General features: G+C 59.6%; 20 protein-coding genes and 1 riboswitch. Of the genes, 5 read left to right on the top strand and 15 right to left on the bottom strand.

All coding sequences use genetic code 11. From position 1 onward, the window contains the following. Positions 1-243 precede the first annotated feature (243 nt). The 6 genes from QP982_RS06140 to QP982_RS06115 all read right to left on the bottom strand — a co-directional run bounded on the left by QP982_RS06140 (position 244) and on the right by QP982_RS06115 (position 5,965). Positions 244-1,428, bottom strand: coding sequence for an acyl-CoA dehydrogenase family protein (locus QP982_RS06140; protein ID WP_016422383.1), 1,185 nt, complete (start codon positions 1,426-1,428; stop codon positions 244-246). A 107-nt stretch (positions 1,429-1,535) separates the two neighbouring features. Beyond that, on the bottom strand, positions 1,536-2,381 hold the full coding sequence (locus QP982_RS06135; protein ID WP_070429526.1) for a YdcF family protein: 846 nt from the start codon (positions 2,379-2,381) through the stop codon (positions 1,536-1,538). Continuing rightward, a complete protein-coding gene (locus QP982_RS06130) occupies positions 2,381-2,896 on the bottom strand; it encodes a nucleoside/nucleotide kinase family protein (RefSeq protein WP_070566832.1) in 516 nt (171 codons plus the stop codon). Before QP982_RS06130 ends, QP982_RS06135 begins: the two co-directional genes overlap by 1 nt. Positions 2,897-2,915: 19 nt before the next feature. Beyond that, positions 2,916-3,734 (bottom strand): energy-coupling factor transporter transmembrane component T family protein, encoded by an 819-nt coding sequence (locus QP982_RS06125; protein WP_070566834.1) that lies wholly within the window; start codon positions 3,732-3,734, stop codon positions 2,916-2,918. Next, positions 3,731-5,347, bottom strand: coding sequence for an ABC transporter ATP-binding protein (locus QP982_RS06120; RefSeq protein ID WP_070546454.1), 1,617 nt, complete (start codon positions 5,345-5,347; stop codon positions 3,731-3,733). Before QP982_RS06120 ends, QP982_RS06125 begins: the two co-directional genes overlap by 4 nt. A 9-nt stretch (positions 5,348-5,356) precedes the next feature. Continuing rightward, positions 5,357-5,965 carry an ECF transporter S component gene (locus tag QP982_RS06115; protein WP_069359579.1) on the bottom strand — a complete coding sequence of 203 codons (609 nt, stop codon included), beginning with the start codon at positions 5,963-5,965 and terminating at the stop codon, positions 5,357-5,359. A gap of 157 nt (positions 5,966-6,122) precedes the next feature. Here QP982_RS06115 and QP982_RS06110 point away from each other — a divergent pair, with 157 nt between their 5' ends. Both QP982_RS06110 and QP982_RS06105 read left to right on the top strand, forming a co-directional pair. Continuing rightward, positions 6,123-8,174 (top strand): DUF2339 domain-containing protein, encoded by a 2,052-nt coding sequence (locus QP982_RS06110; RefSeq protein WP_070546452.1) that lies wholly within the window; start codon positions 6,123-6,125, stop codon positions 8,172-8,174. An 88-nt stretch (positions 8,175-8,262) separates the two neighbouring features. Beyond that, positions 8,263-8,460: a hypothetical protein gene (locus tag QP982_RS06105; RefSeq protein WP_038628285.1), complete on the top strand. Its 198-nt coding sequence runs from the start codon at positions 8,263-8,265 to the stop codon at positions 8,458-8,460. A gap of 168 nt (positions 8,461-8,628) precedes the next feature. On the opposite strand, the gene QP982_RS06100 is transcribed toward QP982_RS06105, so the two are convergent. The 3 genes from QP982_RS06100 to QP982_RS06090 form a co-directional block, all read right to left on the bottom strand. Beyond that, complete coding sequence (locus tag QP982_RS06100; protein ID WP_070546451.1) at positions 8,629-9,972, bottom strand: alpha-amylase family protein; 1,344 nt, start codon at positions 9,970-9,972, stop codon at positions 8,629-8,631. 4 nt (positions 9,973-9,976) lie between these two features. Next, the gene (locus tag QP982_RS06095; RefSeq protein WP_049193643.1) at positions 9,977-11,392 is read right to left on the bottom strand and encodes a M20 metallopeptidase family protein; all 1,416 of its coding nucleotides are present in this window, start codon (positions 11,390-11,392) and stop codon (positions 9,977-9,979) included. A gap of 135 nt (positions 11,393-11,527) precedes the next feature. Next, the gene (locus QP982_RS06090; protein ID WP_070595824.1) at positions 11,528-12,910 is read right to left on the bottom strand and encodes a M18 family aminopeptidase; all 1,383 of its coding nucleotides are present in this window, start codon (positions 12,908-12,910) and stop codon (positions 11,528-11,530) included. Positions 12,911-13,192: 282 nt separating this feature from the next. Here QP982_RS06090 and QP982_RS06085 point away from each other — a divergent pair, with 282 nt between their 5' ends. Next, on the top strand, positions 13,193-13,390 hold the full coding sequence (locus tag QP982_RS06085) for a hypothetical protein (RefSeq protein ID WP_049180842.1): 198 nt from the start codon (positions 13,193-13,195) through the stop codon (positions 13,388-13,390). 2 nt (positions 13,391-13,392) lie between these two features. Here QP982_RS06085 and QP982_RS06080 read toward each other — a convergent pair whose 3' ends face one another. The 3 genes from QP982_RS06080 to thiC form a co-directional block, all read right to left on the bottom strand. After that, a complete protein-coding gene (locus QP982_RS06080) occupies positions 13,393-14,868 on the bottom strand; it encodes a glycosyltransferase family 87 protein (protein WP_284870309.1) in 1,476 nt (491 codons plus the stop codon). Positions 14,869-15,048: 180 nt separating this feature from the next. Further along, positions 15,049-16,032, bottom strand: coding sequence for an HtaA protein (locus tag QP982_RS06075; RefSeq protein ID WP_224784255.1), 984 nt, complete (start codon positions 16,030-16,032; stop codon positions 15,049-15,051). A 380-nt stretch (positions 16,033-16,412) separates the two neighbouring features. Further along, positions 16,413-18,119 carry a phosphomethylpyrimidine synthase ThiC gene (gene thiC / locus QP982_RS06070; protein WP_070595825.1) on the bottom strand — a complete coding sequence of 569 codons (1,707 nt, stop codon included), beginning with the start codon at positions 18,117-18,119 and terminating at the stop codon, positions 16,413-16,415. Further along, a riboswitch (TPP riboswitch) is annotated at positions 18,118-18,239 on the bottom strand. Its footprint overlaps the gene before it by 2 nt. Positions 18,240-18,622: 383 nt before the next feature. On the opposite strand from thiC, the gene QP982_RS06065 reads away from it, so the two are divergent. Both QP982_RS06065 and QP982_RS06060 read left to right on the top strand, forming a co-directional pair. Then, positions 18,623-19,153 carry a hypothetical protein gene (locus QP982_RS06065; RefSeq protein WP_284870308.1) on the top strand — a complete coding sequence of 177 codons (531 nt, stop codon included), beginning with the start codon at positions 18,623-18,625 and terminating at the stop codon, positions 19,151-19,153. After that, positions 19,150-20,997: a hypothetical protein gene (locus QP982_RS06060; protein ID WP_070607617.1), complete on the top strand. Its 1,848-nt coding sequence runs from the start codon at positions 19,150-19,152 to the stop codon at positions 20,995-20,997. Before QP982_RS06065 ends, QP982_RS06060 begins: the two co-directional genes overlap by 4 nt. Here QP982_RS06060 and QP982_RS06055 read toward each other — a convergent pair. From QP982_RS06055 to QP982_RS06040, 3 genes are all read right to left on the bottom strand, one after another. After that, positions 20,979-21,458 (bottom strand): SDR family oxidoreductase, encoded by a 480-nt coding sequence (locus QP982_RS06055; RefSeq protein WP_070546444.1) that lies wholly within the window; start codon positions 21,456-21,458, stop codon positions 20,979-20,981. The genes QP982_RS06060 and QP982_RS06055 overlap by 19 nt on opposite strands. Before the next feature lie 121 nt (positions 21,459-21,579). Beyond that, positions 21,580-22,818, bottom strand: a complete 1,239-nt coding sequence (locus QP982_RS10665) for a methyltransferase domain-containing protein (protein ID WP_083280599.1) — start codon at positions 22,816-22,818, stop codon at positions 21,580-21,582. 249 nt (positions 22,819-23,067) lie between these two features. After that, positions 23,068-23,550, bottom strand: coding sequence for a pirin family protein (locus tag QP982_RS06040; RefSeq protein WP_048732946.1), 483 nt, complete (start codon positions 23,548-23,550; stop codon positions 23,068-23,070).

The raw sequence follows: 23,550 nt of genomic DNA, 5'->3' as shown, positions 1-23,550 counted from the left end.
TGTATTTCGATTGGCGGGTTTGCTTCACTACTTCTCCTGGTCGAAAGTGGTGATGCATTCACCGCCTGACCCTACCGGGCCATTTCTGTCATAAACGCAGTCAGTAACTCGCATCGCCCCACCGCCGCTGGTCATAAATGCAGTCAGTAACTCGCATTGGGGTTAAGCGACAAATCCTGGGTGATGCGGTGGCATGAAAAAGCCCCCGCCTTGGTAGCGAGGGCTTAGCGTTTACGCTGGTGATTAGCGCTTCTGTGCGTCTGCGAGAATCTGGCGACCTGCGACCATGCGGCAAATCTGGTTGGTGCCCTCGTAGATCTGGGTGATCTTGGCGTCACGCATCATGCGCTCAACCGGGAAGTCACGGGTGAAGCCGTAACCGCCGAGCAGCTGCACGGCATCGGTGGTGACCTGCATAGCAACGTCAGAGGCGAAGGTCTTGGCGTTTGCGGCCATCAGACCCAGGCGAGCGCCGCCCTCAGCGGTGCCACGCTCAGCGTTAGCGGCTGCGGTGTAGACCATGAGACGAGCAGCGTCAATCTTCATACGCATGTCAGCCAGCATGAACTGGGTGTTCTGGAAAGCAGCAATCGGCTTGCCGAACTGCTGGCGCTCCTGCACGTAACCAACAGCGTAGTCGTATGCACCCTGCGCGATGCCCAGTGCCTGTGCACCAATAGTCGGGCGGGTGTGGTCCAGGGTCTCCAGGGCAGTCTTGAAACCGGTGCCCTCTTCGCCGATGATGCGGTCAGCCGGGATACGGCAGTTTTCGAAGTACAGCTCCGCAGTCGGGGAACCCTTGATACCCAGCTTGTGCTCCAGGCCACCGACGCGGAAGCCCTCGTCGTCCTTGTGGACCATGAATGCAGAGATGCCGTTGGCACCCTTCTCCGGGTCGGTAACAGCCATGACGGTGTACCAGGTGGAGCGGCCACCGTTAGTGATGAAGCACTTGGAGCCGTTGAGGACCCACTCATCGCCCTCACGGACCGCGCGGGTCTTCATGGAACCGGCATCCGAACCAGCCTCACGCTCAGTCAGTGCGTAGGAAGCCATTTCACCGTTGGCGATGTCCGGCAGGACCTTGCTCTTCAGCTCGTCGGAGCCCTTGAGGATCAAGCCCATGGTGCCCAGCTTGTTCACAGCCGGGATAAGAGAAGCCGAGCCACAGACACGAGCAACTTCCTCAATGACAATGCAGGCCGCAACCGAGTCCGCACCCTGGCCACCGAACTGCTCCGGCACGTGGACGGCGTTGAAGCCGGCCTCGTTGAGAGCCTTCAGGGCCTCCTCCGGGAAACGTTCGTTCTCATCGACGTCCGCTGCGTACGGAGCAATCTGCTTCTCCGCCAGATCACGGATAACGGCGCGGAGCTCCTGGTGCTCCTCTGGCAGCTGGAACAGGTCGAATCCTGGGGTCAAAGCCATGTGGGTGTTCCTCCCGATTTAATGATTCCGATGTCGTGTTCGATATCGCGCTCTACGCATTTCTACGCAGCACTATCACCGCACGACGTATTTATCTTCGTTCGATACTAGTGGCTAACGCTTCGCGCTACCCGCGAAATTCGTAAAATTCTCGCGTTGCCGCTCGGCGCCCACAGAATAAACTGCGCGAGGAATTCCCGCAGCAGCGATGTCGCCCAGTACCTCAACGGCGTATAGGCCCCGACGACACACCAGGATTCCAGCCCCCGTTCGCGCATGAGCTTCGCTACCCGTGGCGCATGAAAATCACTGGTCACAACAACCGTTCCAGCGCTCAACGCACCGTCCATGCCGCGCATCAATTCGCACGCATAGTCAATGTTTTCCGACGTATTCGTCGATTGGTCCTCGGGGATCAACTCGATGTCGCCACGCTTTACGACGTCCCCAGCGTTCGCCTCCAACCACTCCACCATGGCGTCCGCTTCGGAGCAGGTGGCATCTGTCACCGCTTCACTGCCGACCCCACCGGAGCAGATGATTCGCTCGGTTCGCTCATCACACGCTGAGACTGCTCGCTGTAATCTTCTGGCCAGCAGGGCCGAGGGCCGATTGTTCTTCAATCCGCATCCCAGCACAACCACGGTGTGTGGCGGCAGAGTTGGTTTTTTGGCTGCACATCGAAGACGAACGGCCTCGAAAACGATCGCTGCGGCTCCTGGTACTGCGAGGCCGGCGAGCAGGGGCGTCGTCAAGCGATGCGATGCGCGAGCGTAGTAGGCGCGGTAGCTGGCCAGTGTCCACGCGGCACCTACTGTGGGAAGAACCCACCGCGGAGGTCTGCGATTGGGCAGGCGTGGTGGGCGTAGCTCCGAATTAGCGGCGACGCGTAGTCCGCCGACGAGGAGCATGGAACCGAAGCCTGCACCGAGGCACGCGAGTGTTTTTCTCATCAGAGCTTCCACGTTAACTGTTCTGGGACGTTGATGGTCCAGTCGACGAGCTGTTGCGGATTGTGCTTCGCCATATGCTGGGATTCCTGCTCGGCCCACATGTCCCAGTGTTCCTCGAAGTGGTCGTCGCGAGCCATGGCACGGGCAAATCGAGTCTGCGTGTCCAGCTCTACCCAGACTCCCCAGGCGTTGCCGTCGCCGATGGCGCGGGCAGCGGCAAGGTTAGCTTCAGTGACAGCGCCACAGCCTTCAACGATGAGCGAGGAGTCCGGTGGCGTGGGGACCCACTCGGCGAATTCACTGGCGTACCAGTCCCAACGGCGATACCCGCGCTCATCGGCCGGTAGAGCGGGGTTCAAAATGGTCTCCGCAACTGCGGCCGATGCTTTCTGCAGACCGGACCAGCCCGGATATACATCCTCCAAGTGGATAACTGGCCAACCGAGGATACTGTGCAACTTTGCCGAAAGGGTGGTTTTGCCACTGCCGGAACGGCCGTCGATAAGCAGAATCATCGTGATCGAAACACCTTTGCTACGCTACGCCCAGGAAGCGGAACTCCCCGGCCCACACGGAAATACTGATTGCTGCGACGGCGATGGCAAGGCAGGCGGCCATGGTGGCATAGTCACGCGTGGCCAATGTCGAGGTGTGCCACCACGTACGCTTAATCGGTGCGCCAAAGCCGCGGGCTTCCATGGCCGTAGCCAGTTTGGTTCCGCGGCGCAGCGCAAACACCAGCAGAGCGAACACCTGGGAAATAGTGCGGCGGATTGCGCCGTGGTCACCCAAACCGCGTGCTCGACGGGCTCGGGTCAGCGCCTGCCAATCGCTGATGAATAGGCCGACGAGCCGCAAACTCGCCACCGTTGCCAGCACAAACCGGCTGGGCAGCTTGAGAATCTGCGCCAGCCCATTGCCCAGATCGGTGGGGTCGATATTGGCTGTCAACACGACAACTGGAGTACCGATAGCCAGCACACGCAACATAATCGCGATGGCCAGGGAAATAGAATTATCCGTCACATGCGCAAGCAGGAAGGAGAAATACTCTTTGCCCTCCGGGTTGCCGTAGAGCGCCATCGAGATTCCAGAGATGGGCGCGGCGATAAGAAGTGGCAGGCTGCGTCCTAGAAAACGACGAAAACCCAAACCCGACAGCGGCACCAAGAAAAGCGTGCAGACAAGCGCGACCACTGCGGAGACCCAGTCGATGGAAATCAGCAGCGGTGTGGTGAGCAAGAACAGGCCCAGTACTCTCGCTACCGGGTTGACCGTCGCGAGGAAAGGCTGCTTACTCTGCTCGGCGCTCTGCGTACCTTCAGCCGTACCGGCGGAACCGACTTCAGTCACGATGTCCCTCCTGCTTCACCCTGGCCGCGCGAACCTTTACTGCTGCTCGGACCGGCCTGCTCCCCCGAACCACGCTGTCCCGGTGCCGCACGGCCTGACCGCTCCGGATGAAACGCATCCATGTCGACGACGTAGTCCCCCATCGCTTGGACCACCAACGGATCGTGGGTAATCGAAATAACAGTTCGGCCGTCGTCTGCAAGTTGGCGAAGCAAAGTGAGCAGCTCGGTGAATGTCCGGCGGTCTTGGCCGAAGGTCGGTTCGTCGAGAAGCACAATATCCGGCGCTGTCGCCAGCATGGTCGCCACCGACAGACGTCGCTTCTCACCGCCGGAAAGCGAAAATGGGTTCGCCTTGGTCAGCGCCGTCAACCGGAGCCGCTCGAGCAATTCCTCGATGCGCTGATCGGCGTTAACACCGACGAGCTTGGGGCCGAGCTGCAACTCTTCCAGCACGGTGCCGGTGACAAATTGGTGTTCAGGATCCTGGAACACCGTGCCGATACGAGTAGCCAACTTCTTCGACGGCCACTTCCACGGCGCGCTACCGCTGCCTGCCACTTGGACCGTCCCCGCCATCGGCTCAAGCAGACCGCCGAGCGTCAGCGCTAACGTGGACTTGCCGCTGCCATTGTGACCAACAATGCAGGTGGAAGCTTGAGATGGGATTGAAATTGATACACCGCGAGCAATCGGTTCAACAGTTTCGCCACCGCTGAACCACGACTTCTTCGCGCCATAGCCGATGGCCAACTCGCGGGTTTCAATCGCGATGTCACCGCTAGGGTGCCCGTCCTGGTCGCAGGCAACGGAACGCGCGTCCGGCAGCGCGGGCGGTGCATCCGGAATCCACACCCCAGCATCCGTCAGAGCCTGCCCGTGGTCTTCCAAGACTCGATGAGGCGCACCATCGGCAATCACACCTTCGCGGCCCAGCACGATGATGCGGTCGACCACATCGACCCACGCATCCACCCGATGCTCGACCACGATCAGCGCCGCACCGGTTCTCTCCGCCGCGGTAATCGCCGCATCGCGTAGTACCGGCACACCGGCCGGATCGATGTTGGCCGTCGGCTCGTCCAAGCAAATGACCCGTGCGCCCATCGCCAGCACACCCGCCAATGCGAGGCGCTGTTTCTGTCCCCCGGAAAGCCGGTGCGTGGGATGGTCCAGCGGCAAATCCAGTCCCACCACATCCAGGCTGGCGCGTACTCGGTTGCCGATCTCAGCCGGGGCAACGCCAAGGTTTTCCGCACCAAAGGCAACATCGTCGCCAACGCGGGCACTAATCGTCTGCGAGTCAGGGTCTTGCAGCACTAAGCCCACCGCGCCCCTTGCGGAAGCGGGAGTACAACCTTCAATCAGGAGCTCTCCGGTGGCTTCGCCATCGGAGTCGTCGCCAAGCACGCCAGCAATAGCGGCAAGCAGCGTCGACTTCCCCACCCCCGACGCGCCGAGCAACAGCACCTTTTCACCACGCTCGACGTCCAGCGTGATGTCATTCAGTACCGCAGCTTTGCGCCCCGCGTGCCGATATCCGAACCCCCGCGCGCTCACCGCAGGGACATTTCCGCTTGACGACGGCCCCCGCGTCAACTCCTCATCTGTCATCGATTTTTCCTAGACGTCGCCGTGCCGCTCTCGCCCGATGGCAAACCGATCCAGCGCTCCAGTTGCCGCCAGTGCCTTAGCCAGGAAGTAAGCCAGCAGACCGGCGAGGACGGCACCAGACAGCGCCGTGGAGATCAGGTAGATGACGTTGAATTCGAAAGTCTTGGCCAGGTTGCCGGTGAAAAGTTCAAAGGTCCACGCGCCGACACCTGCCATGAGACCGGAGATAACCACGGTGGCCAGGTTGTAGCTCTTGTACGCCAGAACAAGGAACACCAGCTCCGCGCCGAGCCCCTGCGCCAAACCTGAGTACAGGGTGGAGATACCCCACTGGTTACCGATTAGTGCTGAAACTGTCGCTGCGATTACCTCGACGAAGATAGCGGCACCCGGCTTGCGAATGATGTACGCGCCGAGCGGCCCACCGAGGAACCACATACCCGCGACCAAACCGCCAAGGCCAGGAGTAAGCGCGTTGACTGCTTCATAGCCCGCACCGCCGATGATGTTCCAGATAACAAAGATCAGGCCAACGGCCACGCCGATAACAGCTGCAATGATGATGTCAATATTGCGCCACGAGAAGTTAGCGCGTGTTGCACTCGCCGATTGCGTCATCTCACTTGCTCCCATTTTTCTTTAACTCGAGCGATATTGCTCAAAAGATTTTGATGTATTCATTAGCGGCATATGGGGCCTGTGCCGACACGCCCTAAGCACTAACTTTTGCCTACCCTACCGCGCCCAGCAGATGGCCTAGATAACATAAGGAACCATGACTAAAGCCGAGCGGTCATCTACTGGAGATACCCCAACTGCCCAAACCCCTCATCCGCCGACAGTCGGCGATGAGGGGACAGCCGCGGATTCCGCAGTGAAAACTGTCGAGTTCCGTGGTGCTGACAACACCGCTGAGCAGGAAAGTTCTCGCCCATACTACATGCCCACATTGACGTGGGGCGAGAGACTTGACCTGTCTGCGAAGCAGTGGTGGCCACTCATCGGAGTTGTTATTGCGATACAGCTTGTCGCTCGCATTCTGGTTCTGACTAGCCATGGTTTTTACTGGGATGACTTCATCATCGTTGGCCACCTTTACGACACCCCGCTGCTGAGCAAGGACTACCTGCTTCAGGACCACGACGGGCACCTTGCACCACTGGCCTTCCTGGTGCAAGGCCTCTATCACCTCATTGCGCCGTGGAACTGGTGGCTGCCGGCTATCACCATGGCCGTGATGTCGGTAGCGCTGACATACGCCACCACTAAGCTCTTTGAGCTTCTCACTGGCCGCACGCTGGTGTCGCTCTTCCTCATCACGGTCGTCGCCTGGACTCCGCTGATGCTTCCGGGAGACACCTGGTGGTCGGCTGCGGCCAATTCCCAGCCGTTCCACCTGGCATTCGTGGTTTTCATGATTGTCGCTATTCGCACCACTATGCGTCGTTCTTTCGGCCCCCGCCCGTGGGAAGCCGCTGGTCTGTTTGTACTGCTGGCAGTGGCGCTGGGATTCTTTGAGAAGTCCCTGGCTATCGCGCCGATTTCGATGCTGGTTGTCATCACTTTGGCTTACATGGAGCGCAGCAATATCCTGCAGGTTCTCCGTCGCGGCCTAGTCATCTGGATCCCATCGATGCTGCTGACCGGCGCCTGGGCACTGTGGTACTACTTCGGCCCCGCCGAAACTACCGGCTTCATTTCTGACAAGCTACAGCCCGAACTGTTCTTCAACGGCCTCGGCCAGATTTTTGCCGGCATCATCGGCGGGCCAACAAGCTGGGAACGTTGGGCTCCGGGACAGCCGTTTGCCTCCGCTTCGTCTCAGCTGATTACTCTCGGCGGCATTATTCTGTTGATTCTGTCTGCCACCCTCATTGGCCGCGACTACCGTGGCTGGGCTCCGTGGACGCTATCGGTGGCGTACATGTTCACCACCTTGTTCGCCATCACCCTGTTCCGCTCGGGAGAGAACACCTCTGGCGTGCTGGCGCACACTCTGCACTACTACTCTGATGTCGCGCTCGTGATCGCTATCTGTGTCGCGGTCTCCCTGGCGGGACTCCCGCCAAAGGACGAGGCGCCGGCTCTGCTACCGACTCGTACGCACATTCTGATTTGGTCGCTGGGTGTCGCACTGGCTGTCACCTCCTCGATTTCCGTGGTTACTTACCGCAATGCCTGGTCTGATGACATCGCAATGGAGTGGATTGGCAACACCAAGGCGTCGCTGTCCGCGCTGCGCGAGGAGGCCGACGCCGCTGGCCCCGACAAGGCAATCGACTACAACCTCATTGACCAGCCCGTCCCCTTCGAGATTCTCGTGCCCGTCGCCGCTCCGATGAACATGTACTCGCGGGTCTTTGATGCAGTCTCCGATCGCCCTCCGTTTGAGCGCGTCACCGGTCACCCGCGCATGTTCAATACCGACGGTTCGCTTATCGACGCCAAGGTCTCCGAGATCACCCGGGTCACCGATGGCCCTGTCGAGCAGTGTGGCCATCGCATCACAGTTGGTGAGGACGGCACTGCGTCGGAGGACATCAAGCTTGAGAACATCATCAAGCTCGGCGACTGGGTGCTCGAGTTCCCGGCCACCGCCTCTGAGGACATGGATGTGCGCCTGTCGCTACCCAATCCTTTCGAGACTGAAGAGCAAACCCGCGCTGGTTCCACGGTCGTGAAGATGAACAACGATCTGCGGCCGCGCTATGCGTACCTCAACGGTGGCGGAAATACTCTCCGTGTCGATGTGGAGAAAGCGACTCCGGGGGCAACGCTATGCATCGGCGCGGGGGCGATTGGCCCCTTGGTTCCCGCAAGCCGTTAAGAATCCTCTAAGATATTGCTTTAAGATAATGTGAGAAAAGTTCATTAGCCCTTGTAGCTATTGTTTTTCCGACAGAGGAGCCACATCCATGCGTAACCGCATCGCCGGCGCTATCGCCGCATCCGCCATTGCCGCAGCAGCCCTGGTCGCTTGCTCTCCCCCGAACGAGGTTGACTCGGACGTCAAGGTCGGCGACCAGGCCAACCCGTCGGAGACCTTCGAGCAGAAGGCCACCACCCCGGCACCCTCCGACGAGATGACTCCTGCTGAGACCGCAGAGATGTAACTGCAGATTCACTAATTGAAACTGCGAAAACCGGGGTAGTTAGCAAACAGAAACGCAGTCGCTACTCCTTGTGCCCACTCATCGATGGGGCACGAAAGAATTACCGCCCGGCCATGGTGTCCGGGCGGTTTTGGTTCTCTGGGGGCAGCCTAGAGCCACGATGAGAGCTTAGGAAAACTCAAATTCCACGTGGTCACCATCACGGATTACCGCACTCGTTGCGCCATTTTCCAGGTTCAGCTCGACAATGAGCGAGGGCATCTCGCCGGAAGCTCCAGCCTCACCCGAGGCCCCGGCAGCATCGTCCACGAGCGCCGCATCGGTCGCGATCACGCGGTAGCGAAGGAAACCATTGCGCAATTCATCAGTCTCCACGCGAGCGGAGTGCAGCCATGGGAAGCGGCGGCGCAACGCAACGAGCTGCTGATAGGAGCGGTAGAGAGCCTCGCCGAGCGTAGAGAGTTCCTCCGGGCTATCCGGGAACACTGGACGGACCTGGTCGTCACCGCCGATGCGTTCCTCTTTGAGACCGGTATAGCCCTGTTCGTCACCGTAGTAGACCAGTGGCACACCGGCCACGGTAAACAGCACCGCTGCCGCCAGCACGGCCTTGTCGGCCCCTACCTGTGTCGCAATGCGTGAAACATCGTGGTTTCCCACAAACGTCACCGGCACAAAAGACTCCGCGAAGGTGTTATGGCGCTTCAGAGTCCAGTCCAACTCGAAGAAGTTTTCCTCCTTCAGCGCCGACCAGGTCGCTTTCCACAGCTCGTATTCCGTCACCGAGTCCATGCCGGACACCGACACAATCTCCGCATAGTCGCCGTGGATGACCTCCCCGTAGATAAAAGCATGCGGGTGCTCAGCACGCACTCGCGGCAAAACCTTGTGCCAGAACTGTGGATCCACTGCGTAGGCCGCATCCAGGCGCCAGCCATCAATCCCCCGCGCCAGCCAGTAATTCATGACGTTCACGACAAAATCAACAGTCGCGTCACTGGTGTGATCGAATTCGACCAAACTCTCATGTCCCTCAAACACCGGCGCGGTCATGTCGCCATCTGAGTGCGTAAACGCAAAGAGCTGCGCTTCTTCAGAGTCAGGGTTTTCCTTCGCGGTCTTCAGCGCGGGCGCCTCTGCCCCGATGTGGTTGAAGACACCGTCGAAAAGCACTTTGATGCCGCGCTCATGGGCAGCTTCGATGACGGCCTTCATGTCCTCTTCGGTGCCCAGGCGCGAGTCGATGCGGTAGTAGTCCTCGGTATCGTAGCCGTGGCTAGTCGACTCGAATACTGGCGCCAGCTGCAGGACGTTGAGCCCGAGCTCCTGGACGTACGGAAGCCAGTCAATCAGTTTGCGAATTCGATTGACCGGCGCGGCGCCTCGATCCTTCTCACGGATGGGCGCTCCCACAAACCCCAGTGGATAGACGTGCCATCCAATCGCCCACTTCGTCCACTCAGGTGCGGCGCCAGCGAGCGTCTTATCAGGGGCGTTGGGGGTAGTGGACATTGTCCTATGCATCCTCTCTAGGTGCCTGAGGCTGATTGGAATTATCTGGTGCCGTCGCAGCCTCAGGGGTCGGTGAGGTCTCCCCCGCCGATTCGCTTGACGACGCCCGCGCCTGGCCCGCATGCGACTTCGGCGTGCCAAGGCCTGCATTCCGCGGCCGTGGAGGCACGGAACCTGCTGCGGGCATGGTCGGAGATGCGACAGGGCGCTCCGGCGGTTGGCTCTTCGACGGGTTCAGTGCATCCAGCGCGATTTGAATTTCCGTGCGCATGCCGCTGACCATGGCTCTCTCCACAATTTTAAACTTGGAGTTGTGAAGAAAGAAGGGATTACCCGCTTCCGGGCCACCGGTGCCGAGGAACATGTAACAACCCGGCGCTTCACGGGAAAAATACGAGAAATCATCCGAAGGAGCCCACGGATCGGCAGCGAACACCTTGGACTTGCCAACCGCCTTCGTCGCCGCATGCCACGCACGATTGACCGCAATGTCGGCGTTGACCACCATCGGGTACGGAATCTGCCAGTCGAAAGTCGCCTGTGCACCGTGAGCCTGGCAGACGCCGTTGACGACGGCCTCGATACGCTGGCAGACAATCTCCCAGTCGGCCTCATCCACCGAGCGGATGGACACTTCCAGGTTGGCCGTATCCGGAATCACGTTGCCGGCCTCACCTGAATGCAGTGAGCCGACATTGACAATGTTCATGTGCTTCGGATCCACATCGCGGGAGACAATCGTGTTCAGCATGAGAGTCGCCTCGCTGGCGATGAGCACCGGGTCAATCGACAGCTGCGGGTTCGAGGAGTGTCCGCCACGGCCACGAATCGCGATGGAGACGATGCCCGACATAGTTGTCACTCGCCCAGCGCAAATCCCCACATGCCCCACCGGATGCGGCGCGACGTGGAAGGCATAGACCTCATCTAAGTCATCGGCGGCGCCCTTGTCGACCAGCTCACGAGCACCGCCCGGCAGCATTTCTTCGGCGTGCTGGAAGATGCACAGCACCTTGCCGTGCAGTTGATCGCGCATTCCAGAGAGCACCTTCGCCGTGCCCAGCAGCATCGCCGTGTGAACATCATGCCCACAGGCGTGCATCACACCTGGCGTGCGCGAGGCGTACGGCAGTCCCGTTTCCTCCTGAATCGGCAGGGCGTCAATATCCGCGCGGTAGCCAATCACACGGCCAGTGCTGGGGTCGCCCGCTGTTCCCTCGATGACGCCAATTACGGACGTCGGGGTCAACCGGTACGTCGGGATGTCCCACTGATTGAGCAAATCCTCAATCATGTCCGAGGTCCTGTACTCCCGGAAGCTCAGCTCCGGATTCTGGTGCAGTTGGCGACGCCATGCCACCGCCTCTTCGATAGGTACTTCAAGGCGGTGCGACGGCAGGGTGTCGTTAGCATCAGTCATGGTTCATAGCATGACAGAAAATGGACTCCACGACGAGCAACTACGGAAATTCCCTCACCCATTTTCGCTTCACGACGGCCACAGCGCCCCGACATCTCCCCTGCTAGAGGTGACTTAAGCGCTGCCAGCGTGCTGCTAGTTTCCGGCACCCCAAAAATCCACGGTGAGTTCGGCCAACCACCATGGATCAATCGTGCCGCACATCTCACGCGCCGAGTGCATGGAGACCATCGCAGCTCCGATATCGATGGTGTCGATACCCAGTCGCGTTGCAGTGATCGGGCCGATAGTGGAGCCGCATGGCTTGTGGTTCGCAGAGACAAAATACTGCACCGGCACTTCCTGGCCAATGCGCTTAGAGGTTTCCGCTGCAATTCGGACAACCTCGGCCTGACCAGCCGCCGTGGTGGCATAGCGCTGGTTGGCATTGATCTTCAGCACTGGGCCAGCATTGAGTTCCGGCTGGTGCCCCGGCTCGTGTTCACCTGCATAGTTCGGGTGCACACCGTGTGCGCCGTCGGCAGAGAGACAGATGGAACCGCGGTAAAGCTGCTGGGTGCGTTCCAGGTCAGCGCCTGTGGCCGCTGCGATGCGGGACAGAACGTCGGCAAGCAGTGGCCCTGCAGCGCCCGTGGTGGAGGCGGACCCGACTTCCTCGTGGTCAAAAGCCACCATGACGGGGATAGTGGTTGACGTGCTCCAGTCTTGGCGGAGCAAGGCCTCGAAGGCGACCAGGGATGAGTGAACACTGAGCAGGTTGTCGAGTCGACCTGAAGCCAGGAACTCATCGTGAGCACCGAAGGTGCGCGGCTGCTGAGTGTCGAAGGAAATGAGGTCCCAGGCGACGATGTCGTCGATAGACAGTCCCGCAGCATCGGCGATGACCTGGTGCACATCGGTGCCGAAGGTATCCATTCCGATAATCGGTGCAGTGTGATTCTGCTTGTGGAGCTTCAACCCCTCTTCGTTAACCGCACGATTGAGGTGGATAGCCAACTGCGGAATACGCGCGACCGGGCCGGTGCGAGCAAGGTGCTCATTGCCATTTTTATCAATTACACGACCGGCGAACTCAATTTCGCGGTCGGTCCAGCTCCCCAACAGCGCGCCGCCATAGACTTCGACGGCGACCTGTGCATAGCCTGCGGCGGAGGTGCGCGCGTTGGGCTTCACACGAAAACCGGGCGAATCCGTGTGGGAACCCACAATACGGAAACCGGTCAAATCGGCAGCCGGTGCCTCCGGGACGATCCAAGCAACGGCAGCGCCATCGCGACGCAGGACGTAGGCACCGGGTTCGCTTGGCCACTGTTCGTGCTCGTCGACGACCGTGGCACCGGCTGCACTCAGACGGTCAACGACCTGTTGTGCCGCATGAAATGAGCTTGGCGACGCAGCCACAAAATCAATTAGATCCTCAACGTGACTGAGCGCTGCCGCCGGAACGCTGCGCGATGCCGCGTCCGAGGTATCCGCCGAATCCGGAGACTCAGGGGTGAGTGCCGAAGAAATAGCCATAGCCAAACTCCTACTTCAAATTTGATTCCGCATTTCATTGTATTGGAGGGCACAACTGTATTGGAGCCCACAACTGACCGCGACCGAGTATTAAGCCGGTCCACAGTGTGATGCAGCTTTCATGTTGGGAACGGTATCCGCTTAGTCACTTTTGCCCGTTTTAACTCGATATCGGGCATATTCAGACATATAGTGGCAACCGCATCAAAGAAAACCATTTGAATACAGAAACTCTCAAACCGGAGTCCCGACCGGATTCCGACCACAGAAAGGGTTTATACCGTGAGCCTTGAAAACCTGTTCCCCCGTTCTTTCACTACCAAGCGCGCCTTCTTCTCTCAGCCGCTGCGCGAGGCTCTTGCCCGCGACACCAGCAGTGACGCTAACGCAGTCCACTTCGGCCACCAGGTTAAGAGCACCCGGAACGAGATCTACAGCGACATGTCTCCCCGTGACATCGTCTCTATGCTGAGCCGCTAAATCTAGCGCTTCCTCAAGTCGAATAAGACCATTGGCTCTGGCTGAGGAGATTTCAACGTCTCCACAGCAGCTAATTCACTGCCAAAACCAGGTCCAACCTCGCCTGTATCACCATCGCCATACCGATGTACCGCAAACGCGTGGCAGCCACCAATAACTAGCATCAATGCCAGCGTCAAGAGCATCGCGGTAATCCCCGAATACATAAATCCGCCGGTATATGGCGTAGCAGCAATCGGGTTTGTCACAGGAAACGTCAGCAGGACCACTAGCAACGCAATACCGATATACGGCCACTGTCTGGTCAATCGGGTCCGCGCCATGGCGACCAAACCGAACACAGACGTGACCAGCATCAACATGTAATGGGTCCAAAGAATCGATGAGAATGTGGCTGCAATAAGCCACGCGCCCGTGATTAGGAATTCAAACCGGTAGACCGAGTTCAACCACGCAACTGCCGTGACCATCAACACCACGCCAAGCGCAATACACAGTGGAATCGTTTTCACATGACTCGGATAATCACGAACCACTGTTACTAATAAATCAGGTTTTCCCAGGTCTGTGGCTAAAGTCGACGCCAACGACTGATTCGCACCGCCGACCAAGACCGATGAACCAATGTCGCCGATTCGATCAATCCAATCCGAAATCACCGCCATATCAACGCGGATAAACATCCAGACCGCCAGTACCGCCGTGGTGGCCAGCGACCAGAGGGCTGCGCGCCGTCGATAAGCGAAAAAGAGCATCACAGCGATGAGCGCATACGGAGTCAATTTAATGGATGCGACGATGCCGAGCACGATGCCCGCGAGCCAAGGACGAGTGTGCGAGGCAGCAAGACCATAGGCGACACCCGCGACGATCAGCGGTGTCGTCTGACCGATCCAGAACGAATTAATAGTGGTCGGCAGAGCGAATACGCATGCGGTAACCAGCGCTGCGATACCCCAGGGCATGGTGGACCGAAACCACAGGTGGTAGGAAGCTACGACGAGGACCACGACGGCCATTCCGGAGAGAAACAGCAACCAAGCAACCGAGGTTTCAAAGCTCATGACGTGGGATATCACTCCCAGAGCCTTTGCGAACAAAGGGTTTTGCACAAAGGGATGCGTAAATGGCGCAGACACTTCCTGCGCCAGGCGTGGCCAGACCTCTCCACTCATGGCAGTGAAATCGATTGGATCGGCGTCATAAAGATGGGACTCAAGTCCCCTGTCCATAAGTAGCCCGCCTACCCAGAGCGAAGCCCAATCGTCCGGCTGAGTACGACCATTCCAGGCCAACAGCGAGGCAAGACCACCGAGCAGCGAGACCAGAATAAGAGGCCAGCTCATCACAGGCGATTGCGCCAGCGCGGGGGTCTGACTGGGTTTGCGAGCCCGCATTTTTCGCGAGACCTGTGACCGAGACTTCGCAGCAGCACGTTGCGACTCCGCAGCCTGTGACGATGCGCCATCCTGTGACACAGGTCCTTCTGCCTGACTATGCCGTCCCACGTTCCTCCTCATCGCTGGTAAGCGCCTCTATCTAATGTAGTGATTCCAATACGGCAGTGGTTACACCCCGCAAGAACCCACAAGGTATGACGGCTTACTTTGAACAAAGTGCCAGGAGGACGACAGTTGGCGGCCGTGATGGCCGGAGGACTATCGAATCTGTGAAATAGTGCCGATGGTCGTAATCAGCTGATCTCCATCGCTGTCGACCACGGCGGCTATGGGCATGCGCTCCATCTCATCCGGGCCGACATCGTAGCCCTGCGAGACCTCTGCCGTAATAATCTTTCCGGTCGGGCCTTCCTCAATGCGCGGATTACGAACGACCACATGAACCAGACTGAACTTCGCGGTGATGTGAACTTCTCCGCGGTAGCTCTCCCCTTCGACATCACTGTTGTCATTGTCGCGGGTGAATGAGACGACACCGGCCTCAGGCTCTAGGGCACCGTTCTTGGCAGTGACGCCACCACCCAGTGCGCCGAATACCTTCTCCAGCGCAGATACAGAAATTACTAAATCCTCGCTGGAGGGAGCCGGGGCATTCTTGCCCGGAGCATCCGAATAATTCAACGGGATGTAGATTTCCTCGGCCTCATTAATGGAGCCGGCTGCCGGGTAAACATAAATGCCCCAGTTTTCACCAGCTGGGGTCTCTGGCGGGTCAACAACAATGCGAGCCTCAAAGCTGCCGTCATCTGTCATCGGGGTAGCCTGACGAGCGATAGAACGTCGCATGTCGACGCCCTGGTTCGGTATCGCCTCGAGAGTTCCAGCCGGCGTGACCCAGGCAATGTTGTCGTGCGGATGTTTCCGCGACGAGGACGGAGCACCTTCACTTGGCTTCCAGGAGTCTGGGAACGCACTGTAGAGAACGTAAACGCCATTGGGCACACCCGGAGGAATTGGAAGCGGGTAACCACCACGGTTGGCCGACGGATTAAAACCACTGCCGCGAACAATGAGAACATCGCCGCGATGAACTGTGGCGCCTTCAGCTGGTGTGCCGTCCTCAAAAGTGACAGAAACTTCCGGGGATTCGACATACTGCGGATCCTGCGGCTGGAAGTTCTCCGCTGGATTAATCACATTGGGAAAGTTGTCTGGCACGATTGGCTTCGCAGTTTCAGCCATTGCTGGGGACACAAACGCTGAAAGGACCATGGCGCCGGACAGCGAAACCGCAGTAACACCTCTGCGCGCACTCTGCCTCACCGGTCGACGCTTGCCTTCTCCAACGGGCGATGATTCGGAGCCGGACGAAAGGCGAGTTTCGTGAGCCCCCGCAAGATGGCGGTGGGAATGATCGAAAGTCAAGAACTTCAGACTGTGCATACAAGCAATGTACACCTGCATATTAGGCTCACCTAACGCATTTATTAAGGCGCGCCTTATCCACCCCCGTTTGAGTCTCAACGCTGGGATTGGAAGAAATGGTTGAGAGCAAAAGAAAACCGCGGCCAAGCCCAATAGAGCTCGACCGCGGCTTGCTTCAGCAGCTTTGACGCAACCAATTACTCCGCGGTAATCGGCAGGTAGACGCGACCACCCTGATCAGTGAACTCCTGGGACTTCTCAGCCATGCCGGCCTCGATAGCTTCAACGGAGTCCAGGCCGTGTTCCTTCGCGTAGTCCTGCACATCCTTGGAAATACGCATGGAGCAGAACTTCGGACCACACATGGAACAGAAATGCGCGGTCTTTGCCGGCTCTGCGGGCAGGGTCTCATCGTGGTAATCCAGCGCAGTGTCCGGATCCAGAGCCAGTGCAAACTGGTCATGCCAACGGAACTCGAAGCGGGCCTTCGACAGCGCGTCGTCACGCTCCTGAGCGCGCGGCAGCCCCTTTGCCAGGTCAGCGGCATGCGCGGAAATCTTGTAAGTAATCACGCCGACCTTGACGTCGTCGCGGTTCGGCAGACCCAGGTGCTCCTTCGGCGTGACGTAGCAGAGCATGGCGGTACCAGCCTGCGCAATGATTGCCGCGCCGATAGCCGACGTGATGTGGTCATAGCCCGGCGCGATGTCGGTTGCCAGCGGGCCGAGGGTGTAGAACGGAGCTTCCTCACACCACTCCTCTTCCCACTTCACGTTGTCAGCGATCTTGTGCATCGGAACGTGGCCTGGGCCTTCAATCATGACCTGGCAGCCGCGGGACTTGGCGATCCTGGTCAGCTCGCCGAGGGTCCGCAGCTCAGCCAGCTGGGCCTCATCGTTAGCGTCGGCAATGGAGCCCGGACGTAGGCCGTCACCGAGGGAGAACGTGACATCGTACTGTGCCAGAATGTCGCACAGCTCAGCGAAGCGCGTGTAGAGGAAGCTCTCCTGGTGATGCGCGAGGCACCATGCGGCCATAATCGAACCACCGCGGGAGACAATGCCGGTAACGCGGTTGGCGGCCAGTGGCACGTAGCGCAGCAGCACACCCGCGTGAACGGTCATGTAGTCCACGCCCTGTTCGCACTGCTCAATGATGGTTTCGCGGTAGATTTCCCAGGTCAGCTTGGCCGGGTCACCCTTAACCTTCTCCAGCGCCTGGTAAATCGGCACCGTACCAACCGGCACCGGGGAGTTACGCAGAATCCACTCGCGGGTTTCGTGAATGTCCTTACCGGTGGACAGATCCATGATGGTGTCCGCGCCCCAACGGGTCGCCCACACCATCTTCTCCACCTCTTCGGAGATGGACGAAGTCACAGCCGAGTTACCAATGTTGGCGTTGATTTTGGTGGCAAAGCGCTTGCCAATAATCATCGGCTCGGTCTCCGGGTGCTTGTGGTTGGCCGGAATCACGGCACGCCCCGCAGCAACCTCTTCGCGAACAACTTCCGGATCCACATTTTCACGAGCGGCAATGAATGCCATCTCCGGGGTGACAATTCCCGCTCGGGCCCATGCCAGCTGCGTCTTGACCTTCGGGGCCTCCTCAGAGCCTGCAACCGCCGGCACTGCCGGAGCCTTCGGCCAAGAGTCACGAGTCTTAGCCAACCCCTCCTTCAGGTTCAGTTCCGGGTTTTCCTCGGTGTAAATACCCGAGGTGTCGTACGCATCGAAGTGAGTACCGTCCGTCAGGTTGATTCGACGGACTGGAATGCGCAGGTTCGCCTCACCGAAATCGTTGCTGAACGCAACCTCGTCGTAATGCTTGTTGCTGCGGTAAATCGGGCCAGTTGTAACCTCGCCCTCTTTCGGCGGAGCGGATACAGATACACGTGCGGCCATGAAGCAACACATCCCTTTCCTACGCTGGTATTACCCAGATTCAGGTTCGTCCGGTCGACGCTCGATCCCTAGCGTCCTCTCAGTGCCGGAATTTCGGTTGGCACTCCCGTGGTTTTGTAATGCGCCTCATAGTCTAACCAATCGTTCGGATTACTTCGGTCATTACACCCGCGCTGTCCACCAACGCTTAACGACGCCCCGGAGAACGCACCCCAAAGGTGCAGGTGGTGGCTACGCAGAGGCGTCGTTTTGCACGGCAACCGCGTTGTCCACACCCCTAAAAGTTATCCACAGCCGGTCTATTTTTTCGGCTTCTCAGCAAGCGCAATTACGACCGCGGTGTTATATCTTTCTCACACAAATTCTTTGGGGAGGGAAAATTGAAAAAGGCGACTACTGCCGCCCTACTGTCAGCACTTCTATGGGGAATAACGGGGACTAGTTGCGCATCGACCGAGGCATCCGGCGAGGACGTTCAACCTGTCGGCGACAATGCGACAACCATGACTACTGACTCGGGCGTGACGTTACCTGCGGGTGTGCTTCCACCCAACAATCCGCCGGAGCCCGGTGATGCTCCACTTGGTCCCGATGGGCACTACAACTACGACGCACCCGAATTCGTCCTGACCAATCCGTGTGACGACCCTGCGATTATGGGGCGTTTAGACAGGCTGGGGTTCCAGGAGCAGTCTGAGGTTTCAGAGCGAATTAAAGGTGTCAAACAAATAGGTTGCGGGCTTCAAACCAGTCATATTTTGCCACTCGGGCTCTGGCACACATCGGTGGCCCATTCCCGGCTCGAGAACTATGACGCTCACCCCACCACGCACCACTCAGAAGGCCTCCATTGGGTGACTTTCAAACAAACCAACCCGATTGGTCTCTCGTACTGCATTGCATCCGTAGAGACCCCGAAAGGCGCACTGGGTTTTATAACGCACATCTCAGAGGAAGAATCCACTGATTTCGATGAAACCCTCTGCAATCCTGCCAATGAACTCATGACCAATTACCTGGGGGAAATGTCTTGATTTCTGCAAATATTTCGACGATTGATCACGCAATTAGCGGACTAACTGGAGCAATCATGCTTCCCGGCTCGTCTATGACGATGCAGCCAAACCTGGCCGGCTACTCACAGGTTCCGTCACTCCAGCTGGTGGCGACAGAGCACAGTCTGGCAATTTCCGGCAGTTCAGGAAGCTCTGCAGCCGTCGGCTTGTCTCTGGGCAAACAACTCACCTGGGCGCAAACGAATCTCGCTGACTTCCGTCGCGTGATTACTGAACACGAATCCACTATGAACCGGATTCTTCGAAGCATTAACCCGTTCAATGGTGACGGCGCTTCCCTTGCTGAAGTAGCGCGCACAAGTGGTGTATTTCAGCGTCGGCCGATGTTTGAAGCTGGAAGTCTCACTTTCGCGCCAGTCACTCTTTCTGCGGAACTTGGTCTCGATGCGAAGTCCCTACTATCCATGTTTTCCTCGACAAACGATGGTGCCGTAGCCGAGGCGATCGCCTACTGGAACAACTTCGCTGAAACTATGACCACGTTGGCCAGCAATCTAACCTTCATCTCATCCGGCTTGGTGTCGAGCAACAGCGGTGCTGTTTTCTCTGCTGCGGATACGACAATGAAAGGTCTGGCCGCACGCGCTACCAGCATCGCCACCGCATCTGAGGTCATGGCCGGGCACCTTGCCGTATTGCCATCTGTGAAGGCGATGGCCGTCAATGCACTATCAGCGATCGAAGCCGAATCCAAGGCACTCCAAAACCCTGGCGCGCAAAAGGCTTTTGAACAGGCCGAGGTAGCAGCCTTTCTCTCTGGTCCGTATACCGCACAGCTACAGACAGCTATTCCCCGAATTCCTAACCTGGTTTCTGCCGATGCGGGAAGTGGTGTGACTGCCGAGGTGTCCGTTGGAGCCACAGTCGCCGGGCGTTCTGGAACTAGCCAGTTCAGCCTTTCGCCTGCGGGGATGACTGGAAGCATGCAGGCCGCCAGCACACCAGTTGGTGCCACCTCAACTGTTCCGGATTCTCCAACACCACAATCCACAACCGCGAGCCCTTCCGCTCCTTCGCACGTGCAACCGAGCACTTCGACTTTGTCGAACCCCACAAATCCGTCTGCTACCCCTGTGCACCCAGCATCACCTAGCAGCCCAACGAGCTCCACAATCTCGCCAACATCCCCGACCAGCACATCAACCATGGCTCAACCGAGCACGGCGAATCCAGCCATGGTCACCCCTTCGGGAGCGAGCGCCCCACTTCAACGCACATCACCGCAAGGAGTCTCGCCTTACGGAGTTCACGGCAACCGGCCGGCTGGCTCCCTCGGCGCAGGTCGCACTGCGGGGCTCACACCAGCGGGCAATATCCCGGCACTGCCGTCTTCTGGAAACGCAAGCCCCCGTCCACCGGCCTCGGGACTTCCGACTTCGAGTCCCGGTCGTATGCCAGCGCCAACAGCGGGGCGCGGGATGGGAACCGGCTTGGGGCCCGGGGTTGCTGGTTCTGCCTTGCCAAACGCCTCGAATAGCCCTGCACAGCGCGGAAGTGGATTGATGAATTCCCTAATCAGCGCGCGCAACAGTACTGCTACCGGAGCTACGGGTACTGCTGGCGGAACCACGGGCGCCGCTGCTGGAAACCGTGGCGCAGGGGCTTTCGCGGCCACCACAGCGGGCAATCGTGGCGGACTGCTCCAAAAGGGCTCCGCACCGTCGGCACGCAAACTGACAAATGTAGCCACCATCAGGGATAACGATGCCGGCGCTTTCGAGCAGAACGAATACCAGAAGGAGCTTTTCGGGGATGCGCCAATTACTATCCCGGCGGTGATTGGTCACAACGTCCGATCGTAAAGCTCCGACCGTAAGCCTCCGAGCATAAAGTCAGCGCGCAAAAGCTGATCTTTACCCGCTCGGGCGCCACGGGGGATCAGGCTGGCAATCGACGACGTCATCACGATCTTCGCGCCCGGCTCCAACAGTGGCACGAACGCACGGCAGCCGCAGACCGCCCCGAGCAGGTTGATGTCGAGCGCGCGGTGCCACGTGTCCATGGTGACGTTCTCGATCGCCCCGCCGACCGCGATGCCCGCGTTGAGCACGAGCACGTCCACCGCGCCTATCGCCGCGGCCGCCGCCTCCCGGTCCGCGTCGGAGGTGACGTCCAGCTCGCGGTAGGTGCACGCATCGCCGAGCTTGACGACGTCCTCGTTCGCCGAGTCATGCAGATCGGTCGCGATGACCGAATCGCCGCGTGCGACGAAGCGCTTGGCCAGTTCGAGGCCGAAGCCGGAAGCGGCGCCGGTGATGAGCACGCGCCGCAGGCCGCGTGGTTCGGGGGAACGGCCGAAGGGGCCCTCGCCGGATGCGGCGGCGAGGCCGGTCCGGGCCGGCGAAATCGCTCCGCCCGTGCGGCGGTCAACCCCGTGTACGGATCTACGTGAGCATCGACAGCAGGAACACGGAGTCCTCGTCTGCGTCGACCCGGTGTGGGACCATGGTGGGCAGGTGTGCGACGGTCCCCGGCGTGAGGACCTCGGTGCGGTCGCCTACGGTGAAGCGCACCTGGCCCTCGATGCATTGCACCATAATCGGGTGTGCAGCGCGGTGATCGGGCAAGGCCTGGCCGGAGCGGAAACGCATGGCGATGATGTTTACCCCGTCGGCCGTCTGCAGACGTTTCACCGCCGGGCCGTCGCCGTCCTTGGCGGGCGGAGCGGCGGCGACGACGTCATGAAGGCTCAGAGCCTCCGGATCGGCGGTCAATTCAGCTTGCTGGTCGTCGTCGAGGAACTCAATCTCGGGCCCGCGTCGGACGGCGGGCGATGCTTCGCGCCCGCTTTCGGAAGCGTTGGAAACGGCACCCGTCGCATCGGCGGCGTCGGCGGAATCGGCGGTGTCGCGCAGACGGGCCACGATGCCTATCGAGGCGAGGGCGTCGTCGTTCTCGACGAAAACGCTGCGCATGCCGAGAACGCGCTTACGCGCCGCGGGGTGCTTGATCATGTTGCCTGCGATGCGGGCAACTCCGGAGATCCCTTCGTCTTCGATCATCTGGGAGGGCTTGAGCAGGCCCATCTCCGCAATGCGGACGTGCTCGACCTCGAATCCGTGTTCTTCGAGGAGGTTTCGCCACTCCGCGACGGTAAGTGGTCGGGCGTTGACCCGGATGGCCTTGGACATCGCGATGCGAATCTCATCTTTCGTCGCCGCATCCAGGTCGTCGGGGGTCAACGCCAGTTCGTGGATCGCGTAGCGGCCGCCGGGAACGAGAATCCGACGAACCTCGTCGAGAATCGCCGCCTTGCCCTTGTCGCCTTGCATGGTGAGCATCGCCTCGCCCACGACGGCGTCCGCCGAGTCATCGCCGAGCCCCGTCGCTTGGGCCTTGCCTTCGGTGACCCGGCCCCTGTGGCCAACGACCTTGCCGGTCGTCTTGGCGGCGTCGGGGTCCTCGTCGATGCCGACGTAATCCCCCGGTGCGCGATTCAAGATTTCCGTCGCCGTAATCCCCAGTCCCGGTGCGAGTTCGACGACGCGGGCGTCGGTGAGGCGAGCCCGGTCGAGAATCCACTCCGTCATCTTCCGGCCACCGGGTCGAAGGACCTTTTTGCCCAGTCGGGCCAGTAGCCAGTGGCCCTGGAGTTGTTCGAAATCTCTGTCGCGTGCATTCATGGTGCGTCTCACTCGTCGTGTGGCCGGGCCGACGGTGTCGGCGGCTGCGCCGGCCCGTTAACCCGCATGTAAAATACTGCTTTAGCAATTAACTTAGCCTTACCTGGCATATTTGTCGAGGGGTTGGCCCGAAACGCCGAACCGGGCCGTTGCAACGTAGATGTCCGACGACCCGGTCGATCCGAAAAAGGCGAGGTACCTGTCCTTCGGCGTCTGGTCTATACCGTCATCCGGTGTCGTTTGGTGGGCTCAGTCGATGCTGCGGTCCATGGTCCAAGCCAGCACCTCGGCATCGTTGATGGCGGTCATGGGCAGCGAGTCGACCTCGTCCGAATCCGCTGAATTCGATCCGTCGGCCGTGATGCGGGCAACGTCGCCGTCGTAAAGCGTCTCGTCGCCGAAGGATGCCGAGCCGCAGGCGACGAAGAAGTGGGTGAACCGCGACAACGGCACGTCGATGGTGCGGCCTGCGGGAACCCGGCCGATGCGCAACGTCGCGCCGGTGGTGCCGATGGTCAGCGGCGCGAGGCCCGGTGTGCCCGACGCGACCGGGACCAGCGTGCCGTCGGTGAGAGCATCGTTGAGGTCGACCTCGTCGTGGGAGGGAGCGGCACCGAGATCGTCGGGCGGCAACCAGGCCTGGACGACCCGCAACTTCTTGCCGTCGAGGTAACCGGAGGCATTGAGCTCGGAGTGGCGGATCCCGCGCCCGGCGCTGATTCGCTGCGCCAT

Source organism: Corynebacterium sp. MSK019, from assembly GCF_030232425.1.
Taxonomy (GTDB): Bacteria; Actinomycetota; Actinomycetes; order Mycobacteriales; family Mycobacteriaceae; genus Corynebacterium; species Corynebacterium jeikeium_D.
This window is presented reverse-complemented; position numbering and strand designations above follow the sequence as displayed.